We start from the raw sequence: 14,611 nt of genomic DNA, 5'->3' as shown, positions 1-14,611 counted from the left end.
GGGCCTGCTCACCGCAGCGCGGCCGTGGCCTCGTCGAGGACGATGCCCAGCGAGCGGGTGCCGCGGCCCTTGGCCCACACCTCGGGGTCCACCTCGTGGACGTCGCCGTTGCGTACGGCCGGGATCTTCCCCCAGAGCGGGTTCTCCGCCAGTTTCTCCGACAGCTTGCCGTCCGCCCCGCCGAAGCTCATCGTCTCGACGAAGAGCACGTCGACGTCCTCGGCGAGGATCTCCTCGAGGCTGTAACTGCCCTGCACGCCCCGGGACTTCCAGGGGTAGTCGGCGAGCCTGGGGAAGAGGCTGGCGGTCACGTCCGTCTCGGGGGTGGCGACACCGAAGTTCTCGTCGCTGCCGTAGATGACGAGCGCCTTCTTCCCGCTCCTGGCCCGCTCGGCCGCGGCGAGTCCGGTGCGGAAGGTCCGCTCCGCCCTCTCCCCCTCGGCGGTACGGCCGGTGAGCGCGGCGGTGTCGCGCAGGTAGGCCACGCTGTCCTGCCAGGTCTCCGGCTGCATCGGCCAGAAGGTGGTGGCGCCCTTCAGGGCGGGGGCGAGCTTGCCGTGGGTGTCCTCGAGGCCGATCACGAGGTCGGGCTTGTGGGCGAGGACGGCCTCGACCTCGGGGGCTATGAACCCGCCGGGGATCACGTCGACCTCCTTGGCCCTCCGCTCACCCAGGAAGTCCTCGTGGGCAAGGAGCGCGCTGTTCGTGGCCGTGGGGACGATGCCCAGTTCGGTCAGGATGTCGTCGCACAGCGCGAACAGGCAGACGATGCGCTCGGGCGGCTCGGACAGGGAGATCCGGACGCCGTTGGCGTCGGTCAGGTCACGTGTCGCCTTGATGGGTCGGACGGTGACGTCGGTCTGCGGACCGGAGCTCCGGCCGTCGGCGGCGGGTTCGCTGGACGCGCCGCACGCGACCAGGAGGGAACCCACCGCGGCGGCGGTGATCCAGCTTCGGACGAGTCTCGACGGTGAGCGCAGCATGCGTGGCCTCGCTTCTTCTCAGGGGCCCGAACGCCACGAAGATACATGATAATCGTTTTCAATAGACCTCGCGCCCCTCTCCCCCGCTGCCCGGAGGACCTCATGACGACCGATCCGCTGCTGCTCGTCTCCGACCACGTGGCCGGAGTCCTGCATGTCCTGACCGTCCCGGACGGCAACCCCGTCCACCGCCTGACGGACCGTCACCTCTCCGAGCACGCGGGATTCCTGCCGCTCCCCGGCGGCCGGGTGGCCTGCGTCGACGACGGCCGGGGCGAGTTGCTGGTGCTCGACCCGTTCGCAGCGGAGCCCGTCCGGGCGGCGGCCCCGGTCGCCGTACCGGCCGAGCACCTCGCCGCGGACCCCTCGGGCCGCCTCGTGGCGGTGACCACGGGGCTGGGCGCGAACGCCGAGCCGTGGTCGGACCTGCTGACCGTCGCCGACCTCGCCACCGGGAGGACGGCCCGGGTCCGCACGCGCGTGGGAGAGCCGGGCGTCACGGTACTGGGCGGCGCCGACCCCCTGGTCGTGCTGCGGCACCGGGAGCCGGGCGCGCTCGCCGTGCACCGCTTCGCCGATCTGCTCGCCGCTGGGCCCGGCTGCCCGCCCGCCCTTCCCCGCACGGAGCTCCCGCTGCCGGACGACGGCCACGGGGACGCCCACGACCCGGTCGGCGGGCGGGTGTTCGCGGCCACGGGAGAGGGCGTGGCCCGGGCACGCCGGGAGGGCGACACGCTCGTGGCCGAGCCGGTCGTCTCCTGGGGCTCGGCCGCCCGGGGCTGGTACCTGCGGCTGGATCCGGCCCGACGGGCACTGTGGTCGACGCTGCGGGGCGGGCCCGGCGATCCGCTGCGCTGGCCGGAGTGGACGAACCAGGCGTGGTGCCACGACCTGGCGACCGGCCGCACCACCCGGACCGACCTCGGACCCGGCCTGGTCTTCCGGCTGGCCCTCACCCGGGACCGCGCCGCGGTCACCCGCGTCCACCCCGACGGCGACGAACTCGTCCTGCTCGGCACCGACGGCAGCGTCGGCCGGGTCCCCCTGCCCGCGATGGACGGTGCCCCGCGGGCCGGCGCCACCCCCTGGGACGGCGTCCAGCGCCGTGCCGTCGCCGCGTCTCCCGGCGCGGACTGGGTCGCCGTCACCCGCGGCGGCCACGGCGAGGTCCATGTGGTCGACGCACGGTCCGGCACCGAGGCGGGCCTCGTCAGGCTCGACACGGCCCTGCACCACGGGGGTCACATGATGCTGCGGGCCCGCACCGACGGCGCCGAGGGCGACACCGTGGGGCGGTGACCGGCCGGTGCGCGAACGCGCCGACGGCCACCGCCCTCACGCGGGGGTCACGCCACCGGGCGTGCGATGCCGCTGTGCAGCAGGTGCCGGGCCTGCCGGGCGTACACGCCCAGGTGCAGGGCGAGGCGGGAGAGCGCGTCGTACAGGTCGCGCACCGGGCCGAGACGCTCCAGCCGCGGGGCCAGCGCCGACAGGGTGATGGCCGCGGCCACGCCCGCCCAGGCGACCGGGCCGAGCGGGGTGCAGCCGAAGAAGTGGCTGACGCCGGGGGTCTGGACGAGGGCGGCGAGCACCGCGGCGCTGCCGAGGGCGGTCGCCCACACCAGGGGGCTGTGACGGCGGCCGGAGAGCGTCTGCACCAGCTGGGCGCCGACCACACCGCACAGCGCCATGGTCGTGGAGCGGCGCTCGGTGCCGGGCGTGTACCGGCCGACCAGGTACGCCGTGACCGCGCCGAGGCAGGTGGTCACACCACGGCGCCGGATGGCCCGCAGCAGGGGTGCGCCGAGGACGTCCAGGCCCATCGGGCCGGTGGCCGCGTGCGCCGCCGTCGACGGGTCGTCGCTCGGGGTCACCGCCACCGCCATGGCCGGGAACATGTCCGTGAGCAGGTTCACCAGCAGCAGCTGACGGGTCGACAGCGGCGAGGAGCCGGCGAGCAGGGTGCCCAGCACACTGAATCCGACCTCGCCCGCGTTGCCGCCGATGAGGATGCTCACCGCGTCGGCGACGCTGCGCCACAGGGCCCGGCCCTCGACGACCGCGTCCACCAGAACGGACAGGTCGCCGGTGGTCAGCACCAGGTCGGCGGCGTTGCGGGCGGCGGCCGAGCCGCGCGCCTCGACGCCCACGCCGACGTCGGCGGCGCGGATGGCGGCGGCGTCGTTGGCGCCGTCGCCCGCCATCGCCACGACCCGGCCGGCCTGTTGCAGCGCTTCCACCACGTGCAGCTTCTGCTCGGGCGCGACACGGGCGATGACACCGGCGCCGTGCAGGGCGCGGACCCGTTCCCGGCGGTCCATGGCGACGAGTTCGTCACCGGTGACCACTTCCGTCTCGTCCGGCCAGCCCAGTTGCAGGGCGATGGCGCGGGCCGTCTCGGGATGGTCGCCGGTGAGCATGACGGGCAGGATGCCGGAGCGGCGCAGCTCGGTGAGCAGACCGTGCGAGGTGTCCCGCGGGATGTCGGCCAGCGCGATCAGGCCGACGAACTCCAGGTCCGTGAGCTCGGCGTCGAGTTCGGCGGCCGGGTCCGGGCCGCGGCAGGGCCGGCGGGCGACGGCGAGCACGCGCAGTCCGCGGCCCGCGAGCGTGTGGGCGGTCTCGGTGGCGTCGTGGGGCAGGTCCCGGCAGGCGGGGAGCACCGTCTCCGGGGCGCCCTTGACGACGAGGAGTCCGTCCGGCCGCGAACCGGACGTGCCCGAGGTGTCCGACGGGCCGCCCTCTTCGCGCCCGACGGCGGCGGCATAGCCGCGGCGTGCCTCGAAGGGCAGTTCACCGGTGGGGTTCCAGATCTCGTCCGGCGGCGCGACGTCGAGCACCGCCTCGTCGGTGGCGTGCGCGACCCGGCGTCCCTGCCCGGTGTCCTCCTGCGGGCAGGCGCGGGCGGCGAGGCGCACGACCGGTACGGCGTCCTCGGCGTCCGGCTCGAGGACGGTGCCGCCCGCGGTGGCGACGCGGACCAGGCGCAGCCGGTTCTCGGTGAGGGTGCCGGTCTTGTCGAAGCAGACGGTGTCGACCCGGCCGAGCGCCTCCAGGGTGCGCGGGGTGCGGACCAGGACACCGCGCCGGGACAGCCGGCGGGCGGCCGCCATCTGGGCGACGGTCGCCACCAGCGGCAGGCCCTCGGGGACCGCGGCGACGGCCACGGCGACCCCACCGCTGACGGCACGCCGGATCGGGCTGCCACGCAGCAGCGACAGGCCGGTCACCAGCGCGCCGCCGGTGAGGGTCACCGGCAGTGCCTTGCGGGTCAGCTCCTGCAGCCGGGCCTGGACTCCGGCGGGCGGCGGGGTGCGGGCGGCCAGGGCCACGGCGCGGCCGGCCTCGGTACGGTCGCCGACGTCGACGACGAGCGCGGAGGCGCGGCCGGCGACGACGGTGGTGCCCTCGAAGACCATGCAGGTGCGCTGGGACACGGGCGCGCCGGGGGTCGGCTCCAGGCTCTTGGTGACGGGCAGCGACTCGCCGGTGAGCGACGACTCGTCGACCTCCAGCCCGTCCAGTTCCAGCAGCCGCGCGTCGGCCGGTACGACGTCGCCGGCGCCGAGGCTGATCAGGTCCCCGGGGCGCAGTCGCGCCGCGTCGACCGTGACCGTGCTCCTGCGCGTGTCCTGCCGGCGGGCCTTGGGCTGCTGCCGCGCCGCCAGCCGGGCGAGGGCCTGTTCGGCGCGCAGCCGCTGGAGTCCGCCCGCCACGGCGTTGATGTCCATCGCGCCGACGACCAGCAGCGCGTCGACGAGCGAGCCGAGCAGGGCGGAGGCGACCGCGCCGGTGGCCAGGACGGGGGTGAGGGGGTCGTCGAGTTCCCGGCGGACGGCGCCGGCTGCCTGCCAGGTCCAGCGCACCGGTGTCGCGACGGGCGTACCGGCCAGCCGTGCCGTGCGCCGGCGGGCGCGGTCGGCGAGCAGGGCCGCGCCGCGGAGCTCGGTGTCGGCACGGGCGCGGGTGCGGCTCAGCCGGTCGCGGGCCTCGTGCGGCTCCAGCGCGTGCCAGGGCACGTGCAGCCGCGGCTCGGGCGGGGTGGCCCGGGCCACCCGGGCGGCCTCGACGGTGCCGCCGAAGAGGGCGGCCGCCGCGGCGATGTTGACGGGTGCGTGCCGGGTGAGCGACCGCCAGATCCGGCCGCCGGGCTTGCCGCCGCGGGCCACCATGAGCCCGGACAGGGCGGCGCCCGCCCGGGCCAGGGTCTGGGAGCGGCGGCCGACCCGGCGGGCGGCGGGAATGGCCGTCAGCAGCCGCCACACGTCGGCGGTGCCGCCGGGTGCGAGCGCGTCGACGCCCCACGGGATCGCCGCGTTCCGGTCGGTGAGCGCGACGGCCACGTCGCCGGCCGGCAGGCCGTCCGCCACGTCGCCGCCGTCGGCGGCCACCCGGGCGACGCTCACCACGATGTGCCCGTCGTTCTGCAGCGCCCGCACCACGTCGCCGAACGGCAGGTCGGCCGGGGCCACTTCGTCGGCCAGGCGGGTGATGTCCTTCAGGTCCGAGCCGCCGGTGATGACGACGTGCAGCCCGGCCCTTCGGGCGGCGTCCAGGACGGCCTCGGCGAGCGGGTCGACCGGGTCGTCGGTTCCGGTCCCGTCGTCGTCGGCACGGTTGCGCAGGGCGTCGGCGTGCAGCACCAGGGCGTCGGCGATCTCCAGTTGGCGCAGCCGTTCCGCGCCGCGGACGAGCATCCCGGACCGGGCGAGGAAGGTGCCGAGGGTGGCGTTGAAGGCGGCGGGCCCGTAACGGGCCGCCTTGGGGGAGCCGGCGAGGACGGCCTCGGCGGCTTCGTGGGGGTTGTGGGTGACCAGCAGGGTTGCGACGGCGCCGGCGATGCTGCCGGTGCCCGCGTTGGCCGCGTACTCCTGGGCGGGGGTCACCCGCAGCGGCGGGCGGGTGCCGGTGGGACAGCGGATGCTGGTGCGTTCCTCGAGGCAGACGTCGTCGTGCAGGGCCTCGAAGGCCGCGACCCTGGCCACGGCCTCGGTCAGCTGCTCGGTGCGCAGCAGGCCGTCGAGCACCAGGGCGGCCGGGGACTGCCCGGCGCCGTGCGCGGCGGCGTTGACGCCGGCGAGGACGAGTTCCATGCCGCTCTTGCCGAACCGGTGGCGCAGCAGGGCACGGAAGCGGGGGTTCTCGCGCAGCAGGGTGACGGCGGCGGTGACCGTCCTCGGGGTGCTCGGCAGACGCATCGAGCGGGCGGCCAGGGCACCGGCCGCGCCGGCGGCGTCGATCAGCAGCGCGGCGGCGGTGACCCGCACCTCACGGGGGTCACCGGGGTGGGTGATCTCGCTCTCGTCCTCCTCCGGTGCGCTGCCCTCGACCAGTCCGAGGCGGTCGGCGAGCGCGGTGGCCCGCTCGGTCAGGCGGTCGCCGGCCGCGTCCGCGACGAGGGTCACCACCAGGCGGGACAACCCCTCGTCCCAGTAGGCCGTCAGCACGTCGGGGTGGTCGAGCAGTTCGGCGGCCACCTTGCGGGCGAGCGGTCCGGCCTCTCCTCCGGGGTGCCGCAGGGCCAGGTGGACGCGGTGCCCCGCCCGCCAGTGCCTGCCGCCGTCGAGGGCGTTGCGGGCGACGTGGCGGACGCGGCGCGTCGTGTGCCGGACGGACGTCATGCCCTGGGCGGTGCTGCGGGCGGCGCCGGCGGCGGCTCCCGCCACGGCCCCGGCGAGGGGGGCGACGTCGAAGCGTGTGAGCATCAGGTGGTGTCCCGGTGACGTGTGACGGTGCGGAGGGGGCCCGGCGGCGGCCGGTTCGTGGCTCAGCCGGCCGGCCGCTCGCCGTGCGGCCGGCCGTGGGTGCCGTTGCCGTGGTGGGCGGGTGTGCCGTGGTGGGCGGTGGCCTCGGCGACCTGCTTGAGCGCGGACGCCGTGGCCGTGTCACCCACCTTGGCCGGCTGTTCGTGGGCGTGAGGGTGTTCGGGCGGCTCGTTCCGGTGCCGTGACGGGGTGAGTCTGTCCCCGGGACCCCGGTCGGCCGGTGCGGGTGAGTCCTGCTGCGCCCGGTCCCGGTCCGCTGGGGTCCCGGACCGGGTGTCCTGCCCCTCGGCGACGGCCGGCGCGGGGCCGTCCGGCTCCTCGGCGGGCCGTTGTGCGGGGCGCGGCTGGGTGAGCCAGGCGACGGCGGCGCCGGTCAGGGCCACCGGCCATTCGACGACGCCCGCCACGCCGAGCACTCCGGCACCGGCGTAGACGGCCATGCGGCGGCCGCGCGGGGAGACGGCACCGATGGCGTCCAGCGCGCCGCCGGCGGCCTTCTCCACCGTTCCCGCTCCCGGCAGGTGCCGCAGGCCGGAGGCGACGGCCCGCAGCGGCTGCGGCAGATCCGACGATCGAGACGTGTTCCGGTCCATGCCGACCTCCACGAGCGCAGCACCTAGGGGCGCTATCCGGTTTCCCTGCCTTTGGCCCCATATTCAGCCTTCCGGAAGTCGGGCGCCTTTCTTGTTCGCCCGAGGGGCGCCGCGTCCCGTCCCCCCGAGGGCACCGCGCGGGTACCCGGCCCACCCGCTCGTCCCGCGCCTTTCGCCCCGCCCGTGTCGGGGCGGACGCGCCGGGTACTCAGTGCTCGCAACGCAGGCCCGTCCGGGGACAGGAACGAAGCGGCGGCCGCGCCGAGGCCCGGCCGCGAAGGGAGTGGTCATGACGGAGAACGGTGATGACGCCACGCTCGTCCGGCGCCCGGAGATCCCCGATCTCCGCCTGGCACCGGACACGTCCGGGTGGGTGCCATCGCGGGAGACACCACGGCACGACGAGCCGGAACCGGACCTGCCCCTCGACCGCAACCAGGCCATCCTGGAGGCCGCCAAGCAGGTCGGCGCGGTCCTGAAGCGCAGCGGGCACCTTTTCGCACTCGCCGGGAGCGTGGCCGTCTACGCCCACGGCGGCAGCGGCAACCTCCAGCACGACGTGGACTTCTGCGTACGGCCCGAGGACGCCGAGACCGTGGCCGCCACGCTCCGCGAAGCCGGACTGACGGTCTACGCGCCGCCGGAGGACTGGCTGATCAAGGCCACCTGTTTCGGCCAGGACGTCGACATCATCTTCGAGCTGGCGCACCAGCCGGTCTCCACGGAGATGCTCGAGCGGGCGGAGGAACTCTCCGTGGAGTCCGTGCGGATGCCCGTGCTGTCGCCGACGGACCTGCTGCGCAGTCTGCTGGCCGCCTTCTCCGAGCACCACTGCGACTTCGGCGCGGTGCTGCCCATCGCCCGGGCGCTGCGCGAGAAGGTCGACTGGGAACGGGTGCGGCGCGACTGCGGGGACGAGCCCATGCCCGCCGCCTTCTTCTTCCTCCTGGAACGCCTGAACGTCATCTGAACCGAGCCCGCGGAAGGAGCAACCCCCATGAGCACCCACGGCGCCGACAGCGCAGGCGGCGCAGGCGGCGCGCCACCGGCGCAGAGCCTCGAGTACCGCGTCGCCCATCTGCAGGACCGCCTGGCCGCCGGCGAACTCGGCGAACTGGGCGTGCGCATCGAGGTCCGCGGGGAGCATGTGCTGGTCACCGGCACCGTTCCCTCGGCCCCCTGCCGCGACGACGTCCTGCGCACCGTCCGCGAGGAGCTCGCCGGGCTTCCGGTGCACTGCGACATCGTGGTCAGCGAGACGTCCTCGCCCGATCACGCGGAGGAGCTGGCATGATCCGCATCGCAGCCGTCGGGGACATCCACATGGGCCCCGACAACCAGGGCCTGCTCCGGCCCGCCTTCGAGACCCTGCCGGACTGCGCCGACCTGCTGCTGCTGGCCGGGGACCTCACCCGCCACGGCACCCCCGACGAGGCCCGGGTGGTGGCCGAGGAGATCCGCGGCCTGGGCGTCCCCGTGATCGCCGTGCTGGGCAACCACGACCACCACGACGACCGGCCGCAGGAGGTCACGGCGATCCTCGAGGAGGCGGGCGCCGCGGTCCTGGAGGGGCGGGGCACGGTCGTCCGGGCCGGGGGGACCCGCATCGGGGTCGCCGGCACCAAGGGGTTCGGCGGCGGTTTCGTCGGGCGCAGCGCCGGCGAGTTCGGCGAGCCGGTGATGAAGGAGTTCGTGCGGCACTCGCGCCGATGCGCCGACAGTCTGCGCACCGCGCTGGAGGAACTGGAGCAGGACGCCTGCGACGTCCGGATCGCGCTCACCCATTACTCCCCCGTGCCGGAGACCCTGGCCGGGGAGCCCCTGGAGATCTATCCGTTCCTCGGCAGCTATCTGCTGGCCGAGGCGATCGACACGGCCGGGGCCGACCTCGCCGTGCACGGGCACGCGCACGCAGGCACGGAGCACGGCATGACCAGCGGCGGCGTGAAGGTCCGCAACGTCGCCCAGCCGGTCATCGGACGGGCCTTCCACGTCTACCACCTGCCCGTCCGCGAACGCGTGGCCACCGGGGCGCCCCGCTGAGCCAGGGGCTCCACGGCCCGCGCCTCCCCCGCGCACCCGCGATTCCGACCGCCGCCGGCGTCCGCCGGCGGCGGTCGGCGTGTCGGCCCGTACCGCCTCCGGTGTGAACGGCCCGCACGGCACGACCATTGCGCGCATTTTGTCTGCTTAGCATGCAGACGCCGCGTCCCTGGCCGATGTCGCCACACAACGGCCCGGGGCGCGGACCGCCGTCGTGCCGCTCGTCCATCGGCCCGCCCGCACCGTACGAAAGGACACCAGATGGCACTGACGGACCGTCACAGACCGTCCGCCGGCCACACCCTCGCCGAGCACGCCGTCTCCCCCCACGACGTCGAACTGCGCACCGCCGCCGCGCGACCGGCCCGCCGCCGCTTCCTGACCCTCACCGCCGCGGCGGCCGCCCTCGCCTTCACCACCGGCCTGCCGGCCCGCGGCGCCTTCGCGGCGCCCCGGCTCGACCCGGCCCGGATCACCGAGGACCCCTTCACCCTCGGTGTCGCCTCCGGGGACCCGCTGCCCGGTTCGGTGCTGCTGTGGACCCGGCTCGCCCCGGCCCCGTTCGAGCCCGACGGCGGGCTCGGACAGCGGATCGTGGCGGTCGAGTGGGAGGTCGCGCTGGACGAGTCCTTCGTCCGGGTCGTGCAGCGTGGCTCCATCCTGGCGCACCCGGAGTACGGCCACAGCGTGCGGGTCGACGTCGGAGGACTGAACTCCGGCAGCGTCTACTACTACCGGTTCCGCACGGGCGGCTGGGTCAGCACCACCGGCCGCACCCGGACCGCCCCCGCGCCGGGCGACGCGGTCACGCGTCTGCGCCTGGCCGCCGTGGCCTGCCAGGCGTACCACCACGGTTACTACACCGTGCACCGGCACCTTGCCCAGGAGGACGTCGACCTGGTGCTCCATCTCGGCGACTACCTCTACGAGTACGCCGTCGACTCCGCCGGCGGTGCCCGCCGTTACACCGACGTGGTGCTGCCGGACGTGTTCGACCGCGAGGCGGTCACGCTGGCGGACTACCGGATGCGGTACGCGCTCTACAAGAGCGACCCCGACCTGCGGGCCGTCCACGCCGCCCACCCGTTCGTCGTCACCTGGGACGACCACGAGACGGAGAACGACTACACGGGCGTCATGGAGGAGAACGGCAGGACACCGGAGCAGTTCCTGGTGCGCCGCGCCGCCGCCTACCGCGCGTACTGGGAGAACCAGCCGCTTCGTGCCGGGCAGCTCCCCCAGGGCTCCGGCGCCCGGCTGTTCCGCCGACTGCACTGGGGCGACCTCGCCCAGTTCGACGTCCTGGACACCCGCCAGTACCGCGACGCCCATGCCTACGGCGGCCGGCCGCACGTCCCCGGTTCCGAGTCGGACGACCCGGCGCGCAGCATCACCGGTCACGCACAGGAGCGCTGGCTCATCGACGGGTGGGCGGCCTCCACGGCCGTCTGGAACGTGATGCCCCAGCAGGTCTGTTTCTCACAGCGCCGATTGGACGTCAACGAGCGGGCCGACGTCTCCATGGACGCCTGGGACGGCTACCGCGCGAGCCGTGACCGGGTCGTCGCGGGCGCCAAGGCGGCCGGTGTGGCCAACTGGCTGGTCCTCACCGGTGACGTCCACGTCGGGTACGCCTTCGACATCAAGGACGATTTCGACGACCCCGCGTCCGCCGTCCTGGGAACCGAGCTGACCTGTTCCTCGGTCGCCAGCGGCGGCGACGGGGCGGAGCGGCCGGCCAACTGGGACACGTACATGCGCGCCAACCCGCATCTGAGGTTCTACGACGGCCGACGCGGATTCGTGCGGGTCGACCTGGACCGCACGAGCGCCCGGGCCGCCTTCAGAACCGTCTCCGCCGTGACGACCCCGGGTGCCCCCGTCACCACGGCCGCGTGCTTCGTCACCGAGGCGGGCTCACCCGGACTGCGACCCGCTTGAGTCCGCCCGGTCGCACGGGACCGGGCCGCGCAGCGCACAGGGCACACCCGCCCCGGCCTCCCCGGCGCTCCGGCGCGCCGGCGTGCCGGGCCGGTGCCGGAGCCGGAGCCGGTGCCGGTGCCGGTGCCGGTGCCGGTGCCGGTGCCGCGGGCAGGAGCGGATCCCGTGCGTCGCTTCGTCACCATCCCGCGGCGGTTTCCCGTCCGTTGGCGGGGCGGGCGGTGTCAGTCCGGACGGCGGTGAAACCCGGTCGGGGCAAGCGTCCGACCGCACCCCGCCGACACCGAGGAGGCCCCGTGCCCCGCACTCCCGACGACGTCCACCGGTCCGTCCGGCAGGCGGTGGCCGACCGGGCCGACGCCCTGTGGGACGTCGCCCTCCGGCTGCACGCCGATCCCGAGCCCGCCTTCGCCGAGCACCGGGCAGCCGCCCTGCTGACGGGTGAACTGGAGCGGGCCGGCTTCGAGGTGGAGCACGGGGTGGCGGGGATGCCCACGGCGTTCATCGCCCGTTCGGGTGGCCACCGCCCCACCGTGGCGCTGCTGATGGAGTACGACGCCCTGCCCGGCCTCGGCCACGCCTGCGGTCACAACCTCATCGCGGCGGCCGGTCTGGGTGCCGCGCTCGCCCTGCGTGCCGTGCCGGAGGCGTCCGCCGGGACCGTGCTGGCGGTGGGCACACCGGCCGAGGAGGGCGGCGGCGGCAAGGTCCTCGAGGTGGAGGCGGGAGTGTTCGACGGGGTCGACGCGGCGCTGATGTTCCACCCGGGGGTGTACGACTGGGCGCGTGCGCCGCTGACCGCGCAGGTGCAGTACCGGGTGGCCTTCCACGGGCGCGCCGCTCATCCGACCGGGAATCCGACGGAGGGCGTCGACGCGCTCGCGGCGCTGGTGGAGTTGTTCAACGTGCTGGGCGTGCTCGGACGCCGGCTGCCGGAGGGTTCCCATGTGCAGGGCATCGTGACCCACGGGGGCACGGCCACGAACATCGTCCCGGACCACGCCGAGGGCCGGTTCGGGCTCCGCGCGGCGACCACGGGCGCGCTGGAGGAACTGGCCGAGCGGCTGCGGGTGTGCGCCGACGGGATCGCCCTGGCGACCGGCACCACCGCGGAGGTGGAGCGGGCGACCGTCCGCTACGAGCACTTCCGGGACAGCGCGCCGCTCTCCGAACGGTTCGCGGCTCATCTGTCCCGGTCGGGGATCCGGCTGACGCCGCCGGAACCGGGGGTGTACCTTGGCTCCTCGGACGTGGGCAATGTGAGCACCCGGTTGCCGGCGATCCACCCCTTCGTCGCGATCACGGGCCCCGAAAAATCGGACCACACGCCCGAGTTCGCGGAAGCGGCGGCCTCGCCGCGGGCCCGTGAGGTGCTCCTCGCGGTGACCGCGGCCCTGGCGTGCACGGCGGTGGACGTCCTGCTCTCCCCCGGCCTGCGGGAGGAGGCGTGGCGGCGGCACCAGGAGGGGAACGGGGGGCGGGACTGACCGACGGGCCCCCTCATCCCTCATCCCTCCCCGCGCGATTCCCCCGGCCCGCGGCGGATCCCCGCCGCGGTCCGGGGACCGCCGTGCGGTCAGCCCGCCGCCGCCGTGGCCAGACCGGCGGGCATCCGGACGCCGGACACGACGACTCCGCTGCGCGGGCGGGTCGGGACGCGGTGCAGCGGGATCGTCAGATCCTGTTCCGGCACGGTGTACTCCAGGCGCGCCAGTCGCACCGCGAGGGCCTCCAGCAGCCCGATGGTGATGCCCTCGCCCGGGCAGCGGTGCCCCGTCCTCGGCTCGCCGCCGCCCTGCGGGATCAGCTCGTCGCGTTCCACGGGGCGGTTCAGAAATCGCTGCGGGCGGAAGGCGTACGGGTCGCCCCACAGCGCCTCGTCGTGGTTCTGCCCGTACACGTCGAGCACGACGAGTCCGCCGGCCGGCACCCACTCGCCCCGCCAGAACAGGTCCCGCGCGGCGAGACCGCCGAGGAAGGGCACGAACGGGTAGAAGCGGCGCACCTCGTGCACGAACGCGGCGGTGAAGGCGGTGTCGCCGTCGCGCAGCCGGGCACGGTGCTCCGGGTGGCGGTGCATGGCGTGCGCGGCGAAGGCGACGAACCAGCTGACGGCGGTCGTGGGGCGCAGGACGTTCAGCAGTTCCACGGCGGCCGTCCCGTCGTCGAGCGGAGCGCCATCGGCGTCGCGGTGTCGGCACACCAGGTCGAGCACGGAGTGCGCGGGGGCGGTGGCCGCGCCGGCGCGGACGTCGCGCACGAGGCGGGCCAGCCGCTCCTCCTGCCGGGCGCGGGCGCGGCGGGCCCGCAGGTGGCGTGGTCCGGCGGTGGCGAACCCGTCGACCATGGCGATCATGTCGCGGGCGACGGGCCCGGCTTCCGCGTCGTCGAGCCCCACACCGGCCCAGCGGTGGACGCCGGTGGCGAGCACGGTGGCCGCCTCGTCGAACAGCACCACGGCGTCGCGCCGGCCCCAGGCGGGCACGGCGTCGTCCCAGACCGTGGTGACCTGCTCGACGAGTCCGGCGATCCTGTCGGGTGCCAGCAGGGGCAGGAACAGGCCCTTGCGGGTGCGGTGGGCGACGCCGTCGAGGGTGTGGACCGCCTCGTGTCCGAAGAGCGTGCTGAGGACGGGTCCGGGGATGGCGCCGTGCCGGTGCACGTTCGCCTCGTCGTAGAAGAACCGCACCGCCTCCGGCCCGCGCAGGGCGAGCGCGGGCCGGCCGAGCAGCCGGGTACGGATCACGGAGCCGGAACTCTCCCGCATCCGGTTGGGCAGCCAGGCGTAGCCTTCGACGAGCAGGGACAGGGTGCGGTCGATCAGGGGGCGGCTGAGTAGGTCCATGGCCGCCGGGTGCCCCGGTCGGGTCGCCGGGACACTTCCGTCGCGGGCGGGGCATCCCGGTCCGGTCGCAAGGACGGTCCGGTCGCGAGCGGGGCATGCGGTGGGCGCACGGGGTGGTGGTGTGGCGCTCCGTCGGCGTGCGCGGCCATGGTGCGCAGGCCGGAACTACGTGGCCGTGGTGCGCGGGTCGGGGGGCGCGGCGGTCCCCCCGGTCGGGTCGCCGGGACACTTCCGTCGCGAGCGGGGCGTGTGGTTGGCGGGCACGGAGTGGGCGGCCGAGGCGCGCCGTCGGCGTGCGTGGCCTGGTGCGCGGGTCGGGGGCACGCGGCGGTGCCCCGGTCGGATCGCCGGGACACTTCCGTCGCGAGCGGGGCGTGTGGTTGGCGGGCACGGAGTGGGCGGCCGAGGCGCGCCGTCGGCGTGCGTGGCCTGGTGCGCGGC

At 75.3% G+C, this 14,611-nt stretch carries 10 protein-coding genes; 6 read left to right on the top strand and 4 right to left on the bottom strand.

All coding sequences use genetic code 11. The features are described from left to right. Window positions 1-8: 8 nt before the first annotated feature. Window positions 9-983 carry an ABC transporter substrate-binding protein gene (locus ACFYOV_RS16330; protein ID WP_389088044.1) on the bottom strand — a complete coding sequence of 325 codons (975 nt, stop codon included), beginning with the start codon at window positions 981-983 and terminating at the stop codon, window positions 9-11. 102 nt (window positions 984-1,085) lie between these two features. Here ACFYOV_RS16330 and ACFYOV_RS16325 point away from each other — a divergent pair, with 102 nt between their 5' ends. Then, entirely contained in the window at window positions 1,086-2,282 is a 1,197-nt protein-coding gene (locus tag ACFYOV_RS16325; protein WP_389088042.1) for a hypothetical protein, read from the top strand. A gap of 47 nt (window positions 2,283-2,329) precedes the next feature. On the opposite strand, the gene ACFYOV_RS16320 is transcribed toward ACFYOV_RS16325, so the two are convergent. Both ACFYOV_RS16320 and ACFYOV_RS16315 read right to left on the bottom strand, forming a co-directional pair. After that, complete coding sequence (locus tag ACFYOV_RS16320) at window positions 2,330-6,688, bottom strand: HAD-IC family P-type ATPase (RefSeq protein ID WP_389088039.1); 4,359 nt, start codon at window positions 6,686-6,688, stop codon at window positions 2,330-2,332. 62 nt (window positions 6,689-6,750) lie between these two features. Beyond that, the gene (locus ACFYOV_RS16315) at window positions 6,751-7,341 is read right to left on the bottom strand and encodes a hypothetical protein (RefSeq protein WP_389088037.1); all 591 of its coding nucleotides are present in this window, start codon (window positions 7,339-7,341) and stop codon (window positions 6,751-6,753) included. A gap of 289 nt (window positions 7,342-7,630) precedes the next feature. On the opposite strand from ACFYOV_RS16315, the gene ACFYOV_RS16310 reads away from it, so the two are divergent. The 5 genes from ACFYOV_RS16310 (at window position 7,631) to ACFYOV_RS16290 (ending at window position 12,812) form a co-directional block, all read left to right on the top strand. Further along, window positions 7,631-8,311: a nucleotidyltransferase family protein gene (locus ACFYOV_RS16310; RefSeq protein ID WP_389088034.1), complete on the top strand. Its 681-nt coding sequence runs from the start codon at window positions 7,631-7,633 to the stop codon at window positions 8,309-8,311. A gap of 27 nt (window positions 8,312-8,338) precedes the next feature. After that, entirely contained in the window at window positions 8,339-8,635 is a 297-nt protein-coding gene (locus ACFYOV_RS16305; RefSeq protein WP_389088032.1) for a hypothetical protein, read from the top strand. After that, window positions 8,632-9,384: a metallophosphoesterase gene (locus ACFYOV_RS16300; RefSeq protein ID WP_389088029.1), complete on the top strand. Its 753-nt coding sequence runs from the start codon at window positions 8,632-8,634 to the stop codon at window positions 9,382-9,384. Before ACFYOV_RS16305 ends, ACFYOV_RS16300 begins: the two co-directional genes overlap by 4 nt. Window positions 9,385-9,645: 261 nt before the next feature. Beyond that, window positions 9,646-11,325 carry an alkaline phosphatase D family protein gene (locus tag ACFYOV_RS16295; RefSeq protein WP_389088027.1) on the top strand — a complete coding sequence of 560 codons (1,680 nt, stop codon included), beginning with the start codon at window positions 9,646-9,648 and terminating at the stop codon, window positions 11,323-11,325. Window positions 11,326-11,621: 296 nt separating this feature from the next. After that, window positions 11,622-12,812 (top strand): amidohydrolase, encoded by a 1,191-nt coding sequence (locus tag ACFYOV_RS16290; RefSeq protein WP_389088024.1) that lies wholly within the window; start codon window positions 11,622-11,624, stop codon window positions 12,810-12,812. 89 nt (window positions 12,813-12,901) lie between these two features. On the opposite strand, the gene ACFYOV_RS16285 is transcribed toward ACFYOV_RS16290, so the two are convergent. Continuing rightward, window positions 12,902-14,170: a cytochrome P450 gene (locus tag ACFYOV_RS16285; RefSeq protein WP_389088022.1), complete on the bottom strand. Its 1,269-nt coding sequence runs from the start codon at window positions 14,168-14,170 to the stop codon at window positions 12,902-12,904. Between the last annotated feature and the right edge of the window lie 441 nt (window positions 14,171-14,611).

Source organism: Streptomyces sp. NPDC005931 (assembly GCF_042871235.1).
Classification (GTDB): domain Bacteria; phylum Actinomycetota; class Actinomycetes; order Streptomycetales; family Streptomycetaceae; genus Streptomyces.
This window is presented reverse-complemented; position numbering and strand designations above follow the sequence as displayed.

Bases quoted from the DNA above. Each gene is read 5' to 3' on its own strand.
- ACFYOV_RS16330 (WP_389088044.1), bottom strand. From the start codon at position 983: ATGCTGCGCTCACCGTCGAGACTCGTCCGAAGCTGGATCACCGCCGCC.
- ACFYOV_RS16305 (WP_389088032.1), top strand. From the start codon at position 8,339: ATGAGCACCCACGGCGCCGACAGCGCAGGCGGCGCAGGCGGCGCGCCA.
- ACFYOV_RS16315 (WP_389088037.1), bottom strand. From the start codon at position 7,341: ATGGACCGGAACACGTCTCGATCGTCGGATCTGCCGCAGCCGCTGCGG.
- ACFYOV_RS16325 (WP_389088042.1), top strand. From the start codon at position 1,086: ATGACGACCGATCCGCTGCTGCTCGTCTCCGACCACGTGGCCGGAGTC.
- ACFYOV_RS16295 (WP_389088027.1), top strand. From the start codon at position 9,646: ATGGCACTGACGGACCGTCACAGACCGTCCGCCGGCCACACCCTCGCC.
- ACFYOV_RS16310 (WP_389088034.1), top strand. From the start codon at position 7,631: ATGACGGAGAACGGTGATGACGCCACGCTCGTCCGGCGCCCGGAGATC.
- ACFYOV_RS16285 (WP_389088022.1), bottom strand. From the start codon at position 14,170: ATGGACCTACTCAGCCGCCCCCTGATCGACCGCACCCTGTCCCTGCTC.
- ACFYOV_RS16320 (WP_389088039.1), bottom strand. From the start codon at position 6,688: ATGCTCACACGCTTCGACGTCGCCCCCCTCGCCGGGGCCGTGGCGGGA.
- ACFYOV_RS16300 (WP_389088029.1), top strand. From the start codon at position 8,632: ATGATCCGCATCGCAGCCGTCGGGGACATCCACATGGGCCCCGACAAC.